The sequence below is a fragment of the Vibrio sp. DNB22_10_4 genome, assembly GCF_052879755.1.
Window position 1 is genome coordinate 1,038,522 of the sequence record NZ_JBNNXW010000001.1, and the last position, 16,302, is coordinate 1,054,823.

At 44.3% G+C, this 16,302-nt stretch carries 16 protein-coding genes; 9 read left to right on the forward strand and 7 right to left on the reverse strand.

Features of this window, described 5'->3' with window-relative positions; all coding sequences use genetic code 11:
* Window positions 1-26: 26 nt before the first annotated feature.
* From ACVA6Q_RS04495 to ACVA6Q_RS04505, 3 genes are all read left to right on the forward strand, one after another.
* Complete coding sequence (locus ACVA6Q_RS04495) at window positions 27-1,733, forward strand: bifunctional metallophosphatase/5'-nucleotidase (protein ID WP_446646669.1); 1,707 nt, start codon at window positions 27-29, stop codon at window positions 1,731-1,733.
* A 142-nt stretch (window positions 1,734-1,875) separates the two neighbouring features.
* Window positions 1,876-1,998: a hypothetical protein gene (locus ACVA6Q_RS04500; protein WP_446646670.1), complete on the forward strand. Its 123-nt coding sequence runs from the start codon at window positions 1,876-1,878 to the stop codon at window positions 1,996-1,998.
* Window positions 1,999-2,081: 83 nt separating this feature from the next.
* On the forward strand, window positions 2,082-2,657 hold the full coding sequence (locus tag ACVA6Q_RS04505; protein ID WP_446646671.1) for an SOS response-associated peptidase: 576 nt from the start codon (window positions 2,082-2,084) through the stop codon (window positions 2,655-2,657).
* 13 nt (window positions 2,658-2,670) lie between these two features.
* Here ACVA6Q_RS04505 and ACVA6Q_RS04510 read toward each other — a convergent pair whose 3' ends face one another.
* The 3 genes from ACVA6Q_RS04510 to ACVA6Q_RS04520 all read right to left on the reverse strand — a co-directional run bounded on the left by ACVA6Q_RS04510 (window position 2,671) and on the right by ACVA6Q_RS04520 (window position 4,211).
* Window positions 2,671-3,024 carry a DUF1428 domain-containing protein gene (locus tag ACVA6Q_RS04510; protein ID WP_418642949.1) on the reverse strand — a complete coding sequence of 118 codons (354 nt, stop codon included), beginning with the start codon at window positions 3,022-3,024 and terminating at the stop codon, window positions 2,671-2,673.
* Window positions 3,025-3,353: 329 nt separating this feature from the next.
* Window positions 3,354-3,602 carry a YgjV family protein gene (locus tag ACVA6Q_RS04515; RefSeq protein ID WP_353499353.1) on the reverse strand — a complete coding sequence of 83 codons (249 nt, stop codon included), beginning with the start codon at window positions 3,600-3,602 and terminating at the stop codon, window positions 3,354-3,356.
* A 291-nt stretch (window positions 3,603-3,893) separates the two neighbouring features.
* The gene (locus ACVA6Q_RS04520; RefSeq protein WP_006072802.1) at window positions 3,894-4,211 is read right to left on the reverse strand and encodes a DUF496 family protein; all 318 of its coding nucleotides are present in this window, start codon (window positions 4,209-4,211) and stop codon (window positions 3,894-3,896) included.
* 189 nt (window positions 4,212-4,400) lie between these two features.
* Here ACVA6Q_RS04520 and ACVA6Q_RS04525 point away from each other — a divergent pair, with 189 nt between their 5' ends.
* The 5 genes from ACVA6Q_RS04525 to luxQ all read left to right on the forward strand — a co-directional run bounded on the left by ACVA6Q_RS04525 (window position 4,401) and on the right by luxQ (window position 9,444).
* Complete coding sequence (locus tag ACVA6Q_RS04525; RefSeq protein WP_446646672.1) at window positions 4,401-4,610, forward strand: hypothetical protein; 210 nt, start codon at window positions 4,401-4,403, stop codon at window positions 4,608-4,610.
* 43 nt (window positions 4,611-4,653) lie between these two features.
* Window positions 4,654-5,322: a YceH family protein gene (locus ACVA6Q_RS04530; RefSeq protein ID WP_353499351.1), complete on the forward strand. Its 669-nt coding sequence runs from the start codon at window positions 4,654-4,656 to the stop codon at window positions 5,320-5,322.
* A 64-nt stretch (window positions 5,323-5,386) separates the two neighbouring features.
* A complete protein-coding gene (locus tag ACVA6Q_RS04535) occupies window positions 5,387-5,680 on the forward strand; it encodes a GIY-YIG nuclease family protein (RefSeq protein WP_446647181.1) in 294 nt (97 codons plus the stop codon).
* Window positions 5,681-5,749: 69 nt separating this feature from the next.
* Complete coding sequence (locus ACVA6Q_RS04540; RefSeq protein WP_446646673.1) at window positions 5,750-6,853, forward strand: autoinducer 2-binding periplasmic protein LuxP; 1,104 nt, start codon at window positions 5,750-5,752, stop codon at window positions 6,851-6,853.
* A gap of 17 nt (window positions 6,854-6,870) precedes the next feature.
* A complete protein-coding gene (luxQ, locus tag ACVA6Q_RS04545) occupies window positions 6,871-9,444 on the forward strand; it encodes a quorum-sensing autoinducer 2 sensor kinase/phosphatase LuxQ (RefSeq protein ID WP_446646674.1) in 2,574 nt (857 codons plus the stop codon).
* A gap of 97 nt (window positions 9,445-9,541) precedes the next feature.
* On the opposite strand, the gene ACVA6Q_RS04550 is transcribed toward luxQ, so the two are convergent.
* The 3 genes from ACVA6Q_RS04550 to yccS all read right to left on the reverse strand — a co-directional run bounded on the left by ACVA6Q_RS04550 (window position 9,542) and on the right by yccS (window position 13,545).
* On the reverse strand, window positions 9,542-10,801 hold the full coding sequence (locus tag ACVA6Q_RS04550) for a hydroxymethylglutaryl-CoA reductase (protein WP_429760740.1): 1,260 nt from the start codon (window positions 10,799-10,801) through the stop codon (window positions 9,542-9,544).
* Window positions 10,802-10,992: 191 nt separating this feature from the next.
* A complete protein-coding gene (locus tag ACVA6Q_RS04555) occupies window positions 10,993-11,154 on the reverse strand; it encodes a hypothetical protein (protein ID WP_446646675.1) in 162 nt (53 codons plus the stop codon).
* 216 nt (window positions 11,155-11,370) lie between these two features.
* The gene (gene yccS, locus ACVA6Q_RS04560; RefSeq protein WP_446646676.1) at window positions 11,371-13,545 is read right to left on the reverse strand and encodes a YccS family putative transporter; all 2,175 of its coding nucleotides are present in this window, start codon (window positions 13,543-13,545) and stop codon (window positions 11,371-11,373) included.
* A 323-nt stretch (window positions 13,546-13,868) separates the two neighbouring features.
* Here yccS and ACVA6Q_RS04565 point away from each other — a divergent pair, with 323 nt between their 5' ends.
* Entirely contained in the window at window positions 13,869-15,023 is a 1,155-nt protein-coding gene (locus ACVA6Q_RS04565) for an MFS transporter (RefSeq protein WP_446646677.1), read from the forward strand.
* Between the two features lie 73 nt (window positions 15,024-15,096).
* Here ACVA6Q_RS04565 and ylqF read toward each other — a convergent pair whose 3' ends face one another.
* Window positions 15,097-16,035 (reverse strand): ribosome biogenesis GTPase YlqF, encoded by a 939-nt coding sequence (ylqF, locus tag ACVA6Q_RS04570; protein ID WP_353499345.1) that lies wholly within the window; start codon window positions 16,033-16,035, stop codon window positions 15,097-15,099.
* Window positions 16,036-16,302: the final 267 nt, after the last annotated feature.

Here is a 16,302-nt window from a genome sequence, read left to right on the forward strand (position 1 = left end):
ACTAGTACGATAAAAGAGAAGATGCGATGACAAAAAACAATAAGCCTCTTTCGCTCACAGTAGCGCACATCAATGATACACACTCTTACTTTGACCCCACGTCACTTGCGTTAAGCATTGCCCACAATAGGTATCAATGTCAGCCATATGTTAGCGCTGGTGGATTTGCACGTATCGCAGCTCGCGTTAAGCAGTTAAAGAACTCTCACACCAGTGATGACTTTTTGTTTTTACATGCTGGAGACTGTTTTCAAGGCACTTTGTATTTCTCGCTATTTAAAGGTGAGGCTAACGCTGTCATGTTGAATGCGCTTGGTATTGATGCAATGGCGCTTGGTAATCACGAACTTGACATGGGAAACGAGCCGGTTGGCAAATTTGTGCGTGAGATAGATTTTCCTCTTCTCGCTGGCAATTGGAACGTCTCCGCTGAACTACGTAAAAAGTACCCGCTCAAATCTCATCCGAAACTGATGGATTTTGACCAACATACACAATCCGCGAAATGGATTGAAAAGCAGGTCGGTGACGAGCGAGTCGCAATCTTTGGCTTGTCGCTCGATAAGATGGCAGATATCGCAAACCCAGATTGCGACACCACATTTGAGCCTTGTGTCGCTACCGCAAAAGCAACGTTAGATGCGATTCACGACCGAGGTATCAATAAAGTCATTCTGTTGAGTCATATGGGGTACGAAGCCGATCTAGCGCTTGCTGAAAAAGTCAGTGGCATCGGACTCATCATTGGTGGGCATAGTCATGTGTTACAGGGTGACTTTTCTTCGCTAGGAATCAAGTCTCAAGAAAATTATGGTGTTCGAATCAAAGGGACTTACGTTGTTCAAGCAGGGCATCACTCGATGACACTTGGACATTGTCGAATCGACTTTGCAGCGAACGGTCAAGTTAAGGGTTTTGAAGGGCGAAATGAGCTGTTGGTTGGACGTCGCGTATTTATGGATGTTCATGGCGAGCATTCTGCAAGCGATATTGAGCAAATCAAGCAACAGATCCACGCTCATGACCATGTGGTTGTGGTAAGAAAAGATCCTGAGGTAAAAGCAATACTGGCTGAAAAATACCAGCCTCAAGTAAGAGCATTACAAAATCAGACGATAGCCCATGTAGATTCCGAGTTACGTCATGTTCGACTGCCAGATGAACTTGGTCCAAGCCAACTTGCTCCCTTAGTCGCTCATTCATTTTTGTACACGATGCAGAGTCTGGGGCATAAGGTAGATTTTGCTATGCACAACGCGGGAGGCGTTCGCAATTCACTAGGTGTTGGTGCGGTGTCGGTTGCCGATGTCGCAGGAAAATTGTTGCCGTTCGCTGTGCCGATTGGTTTGTATCGAATTAAAGGTATCGACATTCCAAAAATACTGGAAGGCGCGCTCGATAATGCATATAGCAACGGTGTACAGGGCACGGGCTCTGGTAGTTATCCCTACACTTCGCAACTTGAGTTTCAATATGACGCAACTTTACCAAAAGGAGAACGCGTCTTTAATGTAATGGTTGCGGGAGAGGCATTGGATGAAAATCGCGTTTATACCGGAACATCAAGCGCTTATACCATGAAAGGCAAAGAAGGCTATGATGCGATAAAAAATATGCTTGATAGTGGAATTGTCACCACATGGTCGATGGCTGACTGTTTTATCAAGATGTTATCGGAACAGCCGGATAGCGTGCGCCTCTCTTCCCAGAAAAACGCGGGCTTGCTTCCATAAATAAGGAACAGTTTTTGCTTTATTTGAACCAATCTACGTAAAGGTCGTCTGTTACAAATGGGTGACCACCACATTTCATTGGAGGGAGTATGTGGAACAAAGATTGGTTTGATACATTTGTTGTCATTGGATGGATTGGTGCATGGTCACTTCTGGTTTACTTGATACCCAGTGGTATGCTTTGAAGCGAGAAGTCTGGGGGTATGGCCGAGTACAACATCCTCTCGGCCTATCCAGACGCGCAAGCAAAGGCGTTCCGTTCTAAAGCTATTGGGGAATGGTTGTAGCGTCAAGGATAAACACACGCAATACGTTATAATATAGCCGAACGAGGAGTTTATTTAACGAATGTGCGGCCGACTTAACATTATCGATGATCCTTTTAGCCACTATGTTTCAGAGCAGCTGGGTATTGTGTTTTCTGCACAACCCAGGGAAGAGGCATTCCCGTCTGAATCCCTTGAATGCGTGGTTGCAGGATACGACAAACAGCTATTTCAACTGCCGTTGGCTTGGGGAATTAAACCGACTTGGAGCAATAAACTTATCATTAATGCCCAAGCAGAAACCGTTCAAACAAAACCTACTTTCTCACATGCATACTCTACTCATCGAGCTATTGTTCCTTGCTCGGGTTGGTATGAGTGGAAAACTAAGCCAAACGGAACCAAATCTAAGTATCTTTTTCAATCCGAACATGATCGACCCTTATACATGGCTGCTGTGGGCTATCCTGATGCAGGCCAAGTTGTGACATTAACGACTGAACCAACAGATAGCTATAAGACGTTTCATCATCGCATGCCATTGATCTTATCGGCTGAGGATGCAGCGTGTTGGCTACTGCCGTCTAGCACTAATCACACCGGGTTACTTAGCCGTTTAGTCGACGATAGCTACTGGAAAGTAATCGCGATAGGATAGTAATGTATATAGGCTACTCGTTGACCAAGACTGAGAATCCACCATAAATTAAACGCTTCGTATCAAAGGGCATGGCGGCCATCTCTTGTTGGATCATAGGATCATCAAACACTGCCTTCATTCCAGCATCTCGCACTTCCTTTGACGGCCACGAAATCCAAGAGAAGACGACACATTCATTGTCTTGTTTCATCACTGCTTGAGGAAAAGAGGTAAGTTGTCCTTCAGTAACATCATCTTCCCAACATTCAATGACAGACAGCGCGCCGTGTTGCTTGAAAACGGAGGCGATCTTCAGGACATGCTCTCTATATAACGCTTTGTTTTCTTTTGGAACCGCCGCTACAAAACCATCCACATATTCCATCACTGCCTCCTAGAAAGAATGAGAACCTAACCCATAGTATGAACCAATATCATGAGTTTAGCGGATAACAAGAGGTATTGATGGTTTCAATCTATTAGGGGTGAAGATACACTGAGTGCTAAACAGCTACATAGAGAAAAACAATGTTCATTTTGATTCGCCTTCTAAAACTTGCCGTCATTTCAGCGGTATTTTTCACCATTTATGACCTCATTGCGTTCGGTGAAATCACTTGGTTCAGCCGTTTCTTTGGCTAGTGTTTGGATTGATAAAAAAAGCCTCGACACAGTCGAGGCTTCTTAAAAGGGGCATTATTTGCATTCTGTCGACTAAGCGTTAGATTCAGCGCTCGTCCCACTTTTTTTTTGCATTTGCAGCAAGAAGTAGACGTTTACGCATGCAATGAAACCATTAGTAAGGACGACTGGCATAGAGTCGATTGCCAAACCGTAAGCGGTAAATAGGGCACAACCTACAAAGTTAAGTACACGTAGTTTAACAATGTCTTTCATTGTTAGTGAGATTGCGACCATGATCGATGCTGCGTAACCAAGTAATTCAACCATACTGAAGTCCATAATTTCCTCCTCAAATATTGCCAGGGGTGCTGGTACCTATTCTTCTCATCATGAGAATGTCGAGGAAGCTCCTTGCCTCGAATGGTGTTACCGTGATTTGCAGACACTATAGCAGTCTAAATTCTGTGATGAAACCGTCAAATTTGGATACGGAGAAGGTTAGCGATTACGCAAACGTTTTAGTGCGGGAGAGTCGATAGTTGAGAGGGAAAATTGTTGAAACTGTCAATAGATGTTGTGGGCGATCAAAAAGAGCCTGCGAACAGGCTCTTTAGTGCTCGGAACAAGAAATTATTTCTTACCTTGAACCATTTGCTTGTCTTCTTCAGTCAGCTCACGGATACGACGGCTGATGTCACGACGAGCTTTTGAAATCTCAGCGCTCTTGATGATATGGTCATCAACACGGTCTTCGTAGTCTGCTTTCATGTTTTTGATGATAGTGACGATTTCATCGTGCGTCATTTCTGGCTTGATGTAGTCCATCAGGTTTTCTAGTAGGTCGACACGCTTACGGTTGTCACGAACCTTCTTCTCGTTGTCTAGCAGTTCACGCTTTAGTTTGTTCTTGCGACGTGCTTGCGCAACGATTTCAAATACGCTACTCATGTTTCCTTTCCTAATTCGTGTGGGTATCTGTCTTGATTAAAACACAACAAACCCATCTATAACAGACCTTAGATCAATACTCATTGGCTATTGCTTAGTTTGTCGCCACTCAGTAGAAGAAACAATTGAGTTACAGTAAGAAATAGCGCTATGATTTCAAACAACAAGGTTTTTAACGCAAAGTAATTCATGTCACTGTTATCTCAAACTTCATTAGAATCCGACAACAACACTGTCATCTCAACCGATAAGCCATCACCAAAACAAAGGCTTAAAGGGGCGTACATCTGTGAGCGTAGTAAGCTAGAGGTAGTTGAAGTCGAACTCAATCGAAGTAAAGTCGTCATGATCGACCAAGATGGTAAATTCATAAAAGTACCGTTTCTGTCGGAGCATTGAGCTTGCTTTGTGACACTGTAGCGGACTATAAAGGAATACAATAATGAACATCGAACTGTCCCCAGTTGAGGCGCGCGTCATTGGCTGCCTTATCGAAAAAGAAATCACTACCCCGGATCAATATCCACTTACGTTGAATAGTTTGACGACAGCGTGTAACCAAAAAAGCAATCGCGATCCTGTGATGAGCCTGAGCGATGCCGACGTACAAGATGCAGCTACTGCATTGATTAACCGTCGATTACTGAGTGATGAAAGTAGCTTCAACAGCCGCGTGTCTAAGTTCCAACACCGCTTTTGCAATACTGAGTTTGGTGATCTAAAGCTCAATGAACAGGAGAAAGGCATTGTATGTTGTATGTTGCTTCGTGGTGCACAGACTCCTGGTGAAATTCGGACTAGAACCAATCGACTTTGTTCATTCACCGATGTGAAAGAAGTTGAAGCGACTCTTGAAGCTATGGCATCTCGTGAAAATGGTGCCTTGGTTGTGAAACTACCACGTGAAGCAGGTAAGCGTGAATCGCGTTATATGCACTTGTTTAGCGGTGAGGTGGATATCGAACAACTTACTCAGGAAGCAGCGTCAGGCAGCGTTACTGGTGTAGTAGCGTCTGCTGGTCAAGCGCGCATTGAGGCGTTGGAAGCGGAAGTCGAAGCTTTGAAGCAAGAGCTTGGCGAGCTAAAAGCATTGGTAAATTCTTTATTGTGAACGGTGAGGCGGCTTAGGCCGCCTTTTTGTCATCGGATAGCTTTGGTAATGAAATCACTTGTCTATGTCTGAAATTGATACCCCAGCTGAGTGGTTCGTATACTTAATTCGCACGGCTGAAGATAAACTCTATTGTGGCATAACCAATGACCTAGAACGTCGATTCAAGCAGCACGAAGCAGGTAAAGGCGCAAAAGCACTGCGTAGTCGAGGTCCACTAAAATTGGTATGGAGCCAAACACAGCAAAGCAAAAGTGAGGCGCTTAAAACGGAAATTGCGATAAAGAAGTTAAATAAGAAACAGAAAGAGCAGCTCGTTGCCAACGAAGAAAAATTCATCATTAAAGCCAGCGTTTGATTTTGAAAACTGGCTGAATTGCACCTCATTGTATACACTTGTTCTTAAACACAAAAATGTACAGAACAGATGCGCAAATTACATACGTTTTTCACCATAATATTGCTTGCAGCGCCTTCTTTCACAATCTCTGCAAATACTATCCTGTCTGATTATTGGAATTATCAACAGTTCCTGAAAACGTACCCGGAACAAAAGCAGCTCGCTGAACAATTGCAGCAAACAGTCCTTGAAAGTGCAGTGCCCTTGTCGGTAAAGCAAAGAGAGCCAGTGACTATCTCTGTTGTTTATCCAGGGCAGCAGGTATCTGACTATTGGGTAAGGAACATAGAAGCGTTTGAGTTTAGATTAGAAGAGTTAGGTGTTGCCTATGAGCTTAATCAAGTTTTCACTCGTCCTAACGAAGACTACCGACAGCAAAGTGCATCGCTGATGGAAGCGGTCAAAAATAATTCGGGTTATCTGATCTTTACCTTAGATACAACGAGACACCGCAAGTTCATTGAGCATGTTTTGCATTCAACCGATACAAAGCTAATCCTACAAAATATCACTACGCCAGTAAAAAGCTGGGCTGACAACCCACCATTTATGTATGTTGGCTTTGATCACGTCAAAGGAAGCTTGTTGCTTGCCGACTATTTCAAACAACGCTTCGGTGGTGAACAGACAAATTACTCAGTGTTGTATTTCTCTGAAGGGTATGTGAGTGATGCTCGTGGCGGTACTTTCATTGAACAAATGGATGCTCAAAAAAGCTTTAACTTAGCGACATCTTATTACACCAAAGCGAATCGAGAGAGTGGTCGAGAAGCGACACTCAATGCGATGCAGCAGCATCCTGATGTAGACTTTATCTACGCTTGTGCAACAGATGTCGCTTTGGGCGCAACAGATGCACTGCGTGAGCTCGGAAAAACCGATGTCATCGTCAATGGTTGGGGTGGCGGCTCTGCTGAGTTGGATGCCATTCAGCGTGGGGACTTGGATGTCACTGTTATGCGAATGAATGATGATACTGGAGTGGCTATGGCAGAAGCAATCAAGTGGGATCTCGAACAAAAACCGGTACCACAAGTCTATTCGGGCAGTTTCGAGTTAGTCACCAGTGAAGACAATGCTCAACGAATTGAAGAGCTTAAATCTCGAGCATTTCGTTATTCTGATCGATAGTCGCGTGTGAAGTTTGTATGCCATTAACGGATTTTAATAATCGTAAAACTCTCGCCACACTGATCACACGAACTGTGATTACGGTAGTGGGGGTGTTCACGTTCGCAATGCTGATGCAAAGCTGGCAGTTAAGTCGTGACATCGTTCGAGAAGAAGTTCAAAAGAGCGCTAGGCAAACTAGTGCATTGGTTGTTAACTTTTTCAACTACCGCTTAGCCTCGTTACAAATTCTGCAAGACAGCAACGCAAAAAGTGATGCTGTAGAGAGTTTTTTTGAAACTTTCGATGCTAGGCTGCTCGACTACTTTTTTTTACGAGAGGATAACCTTCAGCCTTCGCACGCCCCAGACTTTCGTTTTATTACTCGCAGTGATGACATTGTATGGGATGACGGTAATGCACTGTTTTATGGACTGGAGCAAAGCAGCCTAGCAACACTAAATGTGGCAGCCGGAAAAACCAACAATTGGAATACGGTAGCGACCGGATCGCAGCTTGGAGAAAGGCATATATTGTTGCGCAGGACACCGATTGTCGATCGTTCTTCTGGTGAAGTGCTCGGACAGCTTTTTGTCGGGGTCATACTTGATGATAACGCGGGGCTATTAACGAGTCTATTGCGCGGTAGTAACAGTGATGATGTCATTCTAAAGTATGGAGATGCAGTGATTGCCTCTTCTATTTCGTCTGATGATAGCTACACACAAGCATCCGTTGTATCTGTCATTAAAAGCGGTAAGGTTGATCTCAATAAAATACTCGTTACCGAAACGCCACTATCGATTGGTAGTCAGCTATCTAAGCTGACGGTTTACTCTATTCAACGTAATCCGGGTATTCTCGCTCTTCGAAATAGCTACCTGTTTTGGATTTTCCTCTCTTTTGTGGTGATCACCATCACTTCCGTGATAACGAGACGCTGGTTAAATGGCCGAGTCACCAAGGAGTTGGCGAAGCTGATGGTTTACACTCGAATAGCGGGCAATACACAAAAGTTTGAACATTTCTCTGGCTCGACTATTCATGAGTTCAATCATATCGGTAAGACGTTGAGTAACACGTTTGAACGTCTTTCTGAGCAAGAAAAGCTGTTCCAAGACCTGTTTAACTTCTCCTTGTCTCCAATCATCGTTTGGACTGAAAATTCCACCATATTGCAGATCAACCCATCAGCTCGAAAAGCACTTGGTTTAGAGCGCAACGCAGACAGTAGTGATGCGCTGCCGTTTCGCCAATTTGTCGATGAAATGAAGGTTCAAGTCGACAAGGCGAATCATGGCGTGACCATTACCGGTATCGATGTTCCGATTAGTGACATGGTATATCGTTGGAACTTGTCGTCTATCCAAACTCGTAAAGATAAGAAGTTGGTTCTATCGCAAGGATTGGATATCACCAAGTTGGTGGAAGCAGAAAAGCAAAGTGAGAAGGCAAGAGAAGAGGCCGAGCGTGCCGCAGTGGCTCGTACCGAGTTTCTTGCTAAAATGAGCCACGAAATACGCACGCCGCTTAATGGGATTTTAGGTATTTCACAGCTGTTGAAAAAAGAAGCCAAACAGACGCGTTATCAAGAGCAAATCGACGTACTGTGTAACAGTGGTGAACATCTGCTTGCCGTGTTAAACGATATTCTTGATTTCTCTAAAATTGAAAATGGCAGTTTTAAGCTTGAGAAACACAGCTTTAGCTTTAAAGAAATTGTGACCGCTCTTGATGGCATTTACCGACCTTTATGTGATGAAAAGTCAATTACATTGAAGATCGATAATCAGTTGCCAATTGAGACCGTGTTGTTCACCGATCAGGTTCGCCTAAATCAAATTCTTTTTAATCTGTTGAGTAATGCGATTAAATTTACGCATCTCGGCCAGGTAAAAGTCTCCTTCAGTATGACTCGTCATCATTCAGACGAGACTGCTCAGCTGCTTATTGATGTTGAAGATACCGGTATTGGTATTCGACAAGATCAACTTGAACAGATCTTTGATCCGTTTGTTCAATCAGAGTCTACGACAACACGGGAATATGGAGGCAGTGGATTAGGCTTAGCTATCGTCAGAAATCTAGTAACCATACTTGATGGTGATATCACTTTGACCAGTGAAGTCGGGGTCGGAACGCAGTTTAAGCTAACATTACCTGTCGAAATCATTGAGGGTGCGTCTGCGCTTGCCGTAGAGGAAACGGAAATCGATTTCAATTTATTTGATCGTGAAATATCGGTGTTACTGGTGGAAGACAATCATACCAATGCGTTTATCGCTAAAGCTTTCTGTGAAAAGTATGGGATGCATGTTGTCTGGGCGAAAGATGGCCAAGAGGCACTTAACTATATCGATAGTGCGGACTTTGATTTAGTGCTAATGGACAACCAGTTACCGAGTGTGTCGGGAATTGAGATCACCAAGCAAATACGCCAAGAATACAATAAAACATTGCCGATTTACGCCTGTACTGCGGACAATCAAACTTCGACACGTCAGGCATTTTTCGCCGCGGGCGCCGACTTTGTTATCGTTAAGCCGATTAAAGAGAAGTCTCTTAACGATGCGTTGCGCCACTTTAAGCAGTTTCATTATTTAGCTGCTTAGTGAATAACTGCTTAGCAACTCTCTTCTTAACAAGAGAAAAAACAAAGTAAAAAGGATGCCTCGGCATCCTTTATTCGGTTTACTGCTTGAGAATACGTTATCTCGCTAATTTGTGATGAGCACGCGAGAAGTGGCCAGCGCAAAAAGCACCAACAATAGAAAGCTCTCCAGCTAAACAAAGCGTTGCAGCTACTTCGGCCAATGCTTGGGATTGTCCAGAGCCGTGCAGACCAAGTAGATCTAAGCACGCTTTCTGGCTCGGAAGTCCAGTACCACCGCCGACAGTGCCTACCATCAAATTAGGCAGGGTTACACTTGCGTAGAGCTCACCTTTTTCAGTGACTTCCATACGGGTCATCCCAATTGCAGATTCTGCTACGCAGGCCGCATCCTGACCGCAGGCAATATAGAGGGCTGCCAGAGCATTGGCATAATGTGCATTGATGCCAATCGTGCCACTAAGTGCGCCGCCGACGGTGGTCATTTGGCCGAATTGAGCCATCTTTTTGGGTGTAGTATGCAGATACTTCTCAATCAGCTCTGCTGAGATTGTTACTTCAGCGGTTACTTTTTTACCACGAACACTACGTAAAGTTTGCGAGTTTGCTTTTTTGTCGCCGGATAAGTTGCCGTCCAAGAATGCATAATCTGGTTCGATTGGTGTGTTGGTTAAGATGTAGTCAAACACCACATTAGTTGCGATGGTCACCATGTTTTGACCAGAAGCATCACCGGTTAAATATTCGAACACCAAGTAGACATGATTGCCCTCGATATTAACGCTAACATCACTGAGCTTACCGTGAGAAGTGGTTGATTCCGCCAACGCTTTAAAGTGATCGAACTGAGTTACCAACCATGCGACAAACTGACCGGCTTCAATTAGCGATTTGAATGCGAAACCAGGCGTTCGGGTCACACCTTCGTTTAATAGCATCGCACTGGCACCACCGCAGGCAGTAATCAGGTTAGCACCGCGATTGTACGAGGCCACGAGGGCTGCTTCTGTTGTCGCTAGTGGGACTTGGTAATCGCCTTGTGCAAAAAGGCCATTGACCCGTAAGGGACCGGCGGTACCTACTGGCATTTTTAGCGTGCCGATAAAAAACTCGATATTTTTTTCATAGGCTTGCATTTGCGATTCAGTATGAGCATCAAAAAGCTCGCCTCGTGCATTAGGATTGTCTAGGGTTTTCCAACGATAGTCGACGTTGCGTTGCGTGAGGTAAGGACTGCGATTCACCCTGTTAGCAGGCGAGTCAAACTTGGGCGTGAGTCTTTGTTCGAACTCAGACATTGCGAGCTCGTCACCTAAATTGTTTAGGTAGTCACGCTTGTGAAGATTTACTTTTGGCATGTCGATGTTTGTCAGTCAGTTTGAACGGGGATTCTACCCACATAGACAAGAGATACAAGGTATGGTGGCAAAGTTCTGTGACATCATATTACAGACGTACGCATTTTGAACCGACAACTGTTAGCGTAGGACATAGTTGTGGGGCAATGTGCTTAATCGCGCTATGTTTCGCGAAACCGCTGGGGCAGGGTTTAGCGAAATAGTTGTGACAGGGCAGTTAGCTCTTCATCGCTTAGTAAGTTATCAGAGTTGGGCTGTAGCTGTGAGCTGATTTCACCTTGCAGTGCTTTGAGTTGTTGTGGTGTTAGCTTTTTTAGCTGTTCTTTGAGTTGTTCAAATTGCTGTGTTGGCATAGTAACACCCGTAATGACGCAGTTTGGTTGATCGTGGTTGTCTCTTGTACACAAGCGGCTGAGTTCCTTTCGATCATCGATGATGAGTCGCTATAGTGAGTATTCTATAAATTGATTCTGTGAATTTTGTCCGAGAAATGTAAGAGGGCGTCAATAGCTTGGTTAACTGCGTCATGTCAATGCAAAGACTGCATTAACATGACGTTTACTACCAGGTTAACTTTCTGGTGTTGTTTGTGATAGTGCTTCGGGTTTCAGGTGTGTCGACAACGTTTGTAATTCAGGTAGCATTCGATAGATCAAGTGAAGCTGTTGCAATACCATTCTTGCAGAACGATCGTCTTCATCTCGCCATTCTGAAAGTCGTCTATGAATATCAAATTGATCGACAGTTGTGTGGGTTGCGTCATTCCCAGTGCCTGATAAATTCTCTTCTATTACTTCAATATGTTGATTAATACTTCGGTGTGCCTCGAGTACCAATAAATGAATCGATTCATCATCAAGTCTCTGGCGATGCGCGCCCAATGCTGAAATGTAACTCAGCAGGGCATGGTTAAGCGTCAAAAAGCGAAAACACTCATCTGTATCTAATTGATAACGATCCGGCTCAGCAAGCATGTTAGAGATGGCTTTGGATAGGTTCGCATCCGCATTATGGGCGTCGCGCCTCGCGATTCTGTAGCTTAGATCATCTTTCTTGCCCACGCGATATTGCCCAATGATTTGCAGCAAATACAGGCGGTTGGTTTTTAGTGCCGAGACCATGATTTTCGATAAACGTTTCGACTCCCAATCCGGAAGAATGAAATACACAGCACAAACAGCCAGTGCACAGCCAATGAGCGTATCCAGTAAACGTGGAAGTACTACCGCGTAGCCTTCACCAAGTTGATGAAAGCAAAGCAGAACTAGGACAGTGATAAAACCCGTTGCGTAACCGTAATTATTGAGTCGAAACGCGAAGAACATGACACCAGAAATGACCAAGAGTACGAGTTGGCTCTCTGTGGATGGAAAAAGGGTAAGCAAAGGTACCCCAACCAGTAGGCCAACGACCGTACCAGCAATTCGGGCGGTGAGCTTTTGGCGTGTGGCGCTGTAGTTTGGCTGACAGACAAACAATGTGGTTAGCAGGATCCAGTAACCTCGTTCGAGTTCGAAAAATTGAATGATCCCGTAACCCAAAGTCAATGCGCAAGACAAGCGGATTGCATGGCGAAGCAACAAAGAATCTAATGTGAAGCTGGATTTTATTTTGCGCCACATAGCTAGTGGTGTGTGAGCGTTTGTATCGTCTAGCACATTGTCATCTTGATTGACGATGTCAGGATTGCTGACATTGCTGAGCAGCTTCTCAACGGTAGCTAGATTATTAAATAGGTAGTGAATCTGTACTAATAATGGTTTCCACTCCGGACGATTTTGTGTTTCTAAGTATTCGATAGAGTCTTGAAGTTCAACCAGTGCGTTGAGTGAATCATTACTGTGAGAGTACTCGTTACCAAGTTTGAGAGCATACGCGATGTTCTTACAGGCGATGGATTGCATTTCAAGCAAATGCTTAAAGCGAAACAGCACATCTGAGTGTGAAAAGGAGCTAGCGAGCTCTTGATAACGGTAGTGACTGGAGCTCACTCGCTCATGGATATCTTGAGCGATAAAGTAAACTTGTAAAAAACGATCGCTTGGCCCGTCAACATGTCCACGTTTCGAGCGGTTAAGCAGCGTTGTTTTACACTCATTGAGCGCGTATACAGTACAGGCGTTAAGGCTGGCTTCTTTCAGGCGATGTGGCTGGGGGATGAGGTTTCGCGTTGGATGAAATAGATTTCGTTTCGCGTCTAAATACAAACTCAGTTCGTTGAATACATTAGAGAGACTTTGCTGCACTGGCTGTAGCGGCCATAAACTGTTCCAAACCAACGAAATAAGGTAATACCAAGAAGCACCGCCCAAAAGCAGTGTAGGTTGTGTCCATAGATCACTACTTTCACTTGCCCCTAACATGGTGTAGATAGCCACTAATAAAGAGCCAAAAGCAATACTGGTATATCTCGGACCGATTGCCCCCAAAAGTACAAAACCTAAGGTCGAAACAAACAGACCCGCAGCAAAAAACAAGGGTGTATTAAATAATAGTTCGATTGAAAATGAAGCAATGGCAAAACAGATCATCGTGATGATGAGCGCTTTCAATCTGCCAGTGAAGCTGTCGTCACTTTCTGCTAGCGCAGCCGCGATGACACCAAGAATTAGTGGAGTAACCCAAGTTTGCTGCTCTAAATACCAGGCGGGAATGACCACACCGAGCAGCGCAAACAGCATCAGAACGCTGTAATTAAATGTTTTGTTGGCCCATAGAAGGCGAAGTTGACCAAGAATGCTCACAATTGACACAGTGTAAGTGATAAGAAGCGTTATCTTAACAGAAACTTAGTGTTAATGGTGAGGATGGCTATTGTGAATTATGAGCTGAAAGGTCGGCTATGGGTTAGCCTCGAAGATGTGAGTTGGGTTATGAATTCTGAATGTCATTGAAACGGTGCTGGCTATCATGCAATATGATGTCGCTTTATATGCATGTGATTGATTTATGGAATGCTAAGCACTTGAAAAGGACTTTGACTATAAAACTATTTTCTTCATTTTCAATATATAGAGATTTGCCATCGAGTGTTTATGCTCTTGCTGTTGCAAGGGTGATATTGGGGATGGGCAACTTTATTATCCCTTTCCTTGTATTACTGCTAACAGAAAAACTGGGTTACTCTGCAACCCATGCTGGTCTCCTAGCCATGTTTGTGACCGCTACTTACTTTGTTGGCGGTTTTGTCGGAGGAAAGCTTTCTGACTCGTTTGGTCATAAACGCGTAATTGTTGTTGGAGAGTTGTTTGGTTCGCTGCTTCTTATCCTCTGCGGCTTTTTTTCAGAGCATCCGACTGCAGTGCCAGTAGTCCTCTTTAGTGCCTATTTCTGTATGGGGATCGCATCTCCTGCGAGCAACGCGCTAGTAGCGGATTTATCGACTCCAAAGAATCGTGATGCCGTTATGTCGCTTAGTTATTTGGCTTACAACTTGGGTTCTGCAGTTGGACCTGTCATTGCTGGCTATTTGTTTTGGTCACATACGGAATGGGTATTTTGGGGTAATGGTTTGGCAGCTTTGGCCGGTGTTATCATTATCGGCGCGTTTGTTAGTGACGAGCAGCATAAACGCGAAGATTGTAGTGATCTAGAGCGTGACGTCGAAGGGTCTGTGTGGGGAGTGCTGTATGAGCGACCTAGACTCGTTGTGTTTACTTTACTTTGTGGCGTTCTTTGGTTCGTATTGCACCAAATGACGATGGCAAGTCCACTTTATCTAAGTCTCTTGTTCGAACAACAAGGCGCTGTGATTTTCGGTAAATTGATGACCTACGCTTGTATTGTTGTCGTTGTTATTACTCCGCTACTTATGAAGCTTACAACGAACAAAACGGAAATGATTGCTATGGCTTACGCAGGTTTATTGTTTGCGACGGGCTACGGTCTCATTCTGGCACTACCCACTATACCAGTCCATTTCTTTGCTTGGTTCTTTCTTGCCGCTGGCGAAGTGCTGCTACTAACAAAAGAGGGGGTTTACTTAGCGAATAACTCCCCAAGCAGTCATCGAGGGAGAATACAGGGTGTGTTGATTTCACTTAGGAGTATTTTGGTGATGCCTAGTTTTGTCGTCGTTGGCTATCTGATTGATAATTATGGCTATAATTCCACCTGGGGTGTGGTTGTGTTTTGTGCGGTTTTGGCCGCTTTAGGCTTTTACAGTATGGAAAAACTTCGCAAAGCGCCGAAAAACTTTGAGACTGACAATCTTCATAATTGACGTAAAAATGCCAAAGCTTCTTACTCTGTAGCTTTGGCATTAGGTTTCAATTGAGTTGCGTTGGAGTTAAGCTTTAGCGCTTGTTTTTCAAGTAACGCTTACGGCGTTCTTCTTTTTTCTTCGCTTTCTCTTCAGCTTTACGTGCCGCTTCAAGTTCCACTTCCACCAGCTCTTTGGTGATCATCTCAGGTAGTTCAAGCGTTAGTTGACCCAACGTGCCGTTACGAAGTTCATGAAGCAGAATCTCAGAGGCTTTGTGTAGGTTCACTCGGCCGCCAGATTGCAGTGCGCCGCGTTTGCGGCCAATAAGCTCCATGATTTCAAGATCAGACTCTGGAAGCTCCTCGTCGATTTGGTAGCGCTCTTTTAGACGCTCTGGATAAACCTCTGCAAGGTATTCAACGGTGTGAAACGCAACTTCATCATATTCGATCGCTGTGTCTTTTACAGCGCCCGTGGCTGCCAAACGAAAACCGCTGTGTGGGTTTTCTACTTTTGGCCATAAGATCCCAGGAGTGTCAGACAAAACAATGCCGTTTTGTAGGTTAATTCTCTGTTGGCGGCGAGTAACTGCTGGTTGGTTACCGGTGACTGCAATGGTACGACCAGCTAATGTATTGATAATCGTCGACTTTCCAACATTCGGGATGCCCATGATCATGGTGCGAATATTTTTGCCGATCTCTTCGCGATGAGGGGCGAGTTTACGACATAACTCGAGGATTTTATTGACCTCTTGCGGGTTAGATGTGGTGATAGCCATCGCTTTAACACCTTGCTCTTTTTCAAGGTGAGCAATCCACAATTCTGTTTTTTCTGGGTCAGCAAGATCACGTTTATTGAGGACTTTCACTACCGGTTTGTCACCGCGTAGCTCAGAGATCATAGGGTTTTCACTACTAAATGGGATACGAGCATCAAGAACTTCGATAATGACATCTACTTGTGGGATGACTTCTTCGATCTCTTTGCGAGCCTTGTGCATGTGGCCTGGAAACCATTGGATAGACATGTATGAAAACCTTTAACTTTGAAATTTGTGCACATTGTAGGAGCTTGAGGCAGATAGTAAAGCCTATCAAGCATTTAATCGTCTCTCTGGACAGGAATTTTCCTGCATCTTGGAGTCATATTTCCCCTTTAAATAAGCGTAATTTGTCGTGGCGACAAAATAAATTAACTAAAAACCAATGAGTTAGCGTCGATATAATGGCTGGAATCCATATCACCATAAGACGTTTCGTATCTTATGGTGACCAGTGTCGTAGTTTGTAGAGTT

Bases quoted from the DNA above. Each gene is read 5' to 3' on its own strand.
- ACVA6Q_RS04495 (WP_446646669.1), top strand. From the start codon at position 27: ATGACAAAAAACAATAAGCCTCTTTCGCTCACAGTAGCGCACATCAAT.
- ACVA6Q_RS04500 (WP_446646670.1), top strand. From the start codon at position 1,876: ATGGTCACTTCTGGTTTACTTGATACCCAGTGGTATGCTTTGAAGCGA.
- ACVA6Q_RS04505 (WP_446646671.1), top strand. From the start codon at position 2,082: ATGTGCGGCCGACTTAACATTATCGATGATCCTTTTAGCCACTATGTT.
- ACVA6Q_RS04510 (WP_418642949.1), bottom strand. From the start codon at position 3,024: ATGGAATATGTGGATGGTTTTGTAGCGGCGGTTCCAAAAGAAAACAAA.
- ACVA6Q_RS04515 (WP_353499353.1), bottom strand. From the start codon at position 3,602: ATGGACTTCAGTATGGTTGAATTACTTGGTTACGCAGCATCGATCATG.
- ACVA6Q_RS04520 (WP_006072802.1), bottom strand. From the start codon at position 4,211: ATGAGTAGCGTATTTGAAATCGTTGCGCAAGCACGTCGCAAGAACAAA.
- ACVA6Q_RS04525 (WP_446646672.1), top strand. From the start codon at position 4,401: ATGTCACTGTTATCTCAAACTTCATTAGAATCCGACAACAACACTGTC.
- ACVA6Q_RS04530 (WP_353499351.1), top strand. From the start codon at position 4,654: ATGAACATCGAACTGTCCCCAGTTGAGGCGCGCGTCATTGGCTGCCTT.
- ACVA6Q_RS04535 (WP_446647181.1), top strand. From the start codon at position 5,387: ATGTCTGAAATTGATACCCCAGCTGAGTGGTTCGTATACTTAATTCGC.
- ACVA6Q_RS04540 (WP_446646673.1), top strand. From the start codon at position 5,750: ATGCGCAAATTACATACGTTTTTCACCATAATATTGCTTGCAGCGCCT.
- luxQ (WP_446646674.1), top strand. From the start codon at position 6,871: ATGCCATTAACGGATTTTAATAATCGTAAAACTCTCGCCACACTGATC.
- ACVA6Q_RS04550 (WP_429760740.1), bottom strand. From the start codon at position 10,801: ATGCCAAAAGTAAATCTTCACAAGCGTGACTACCTAAACAATTTAGGT.
- ACVA6Q_RS04555 (WP_446646675.1), bottom strand. From the start codon at position 11,154: ATGCCAACACAGCAATTTGAACAACTCAAAGAACAGCTAAAAAAGCTA.
- ACVA6Q_RS04565 (WP_446646677.1), top strand. From the start codon at position 13,869: ATGGGCAACTTTATTATCCCTTTCCTTGTATTACTGCTAACAGAAAAA.
- ylqF (WP_353499345.1), bottom strand. From the start codon at position 16,035: ATGTCTATCCAATGGTTTCCAGGCCACATGCACAAGGCTCGCAAAGAG.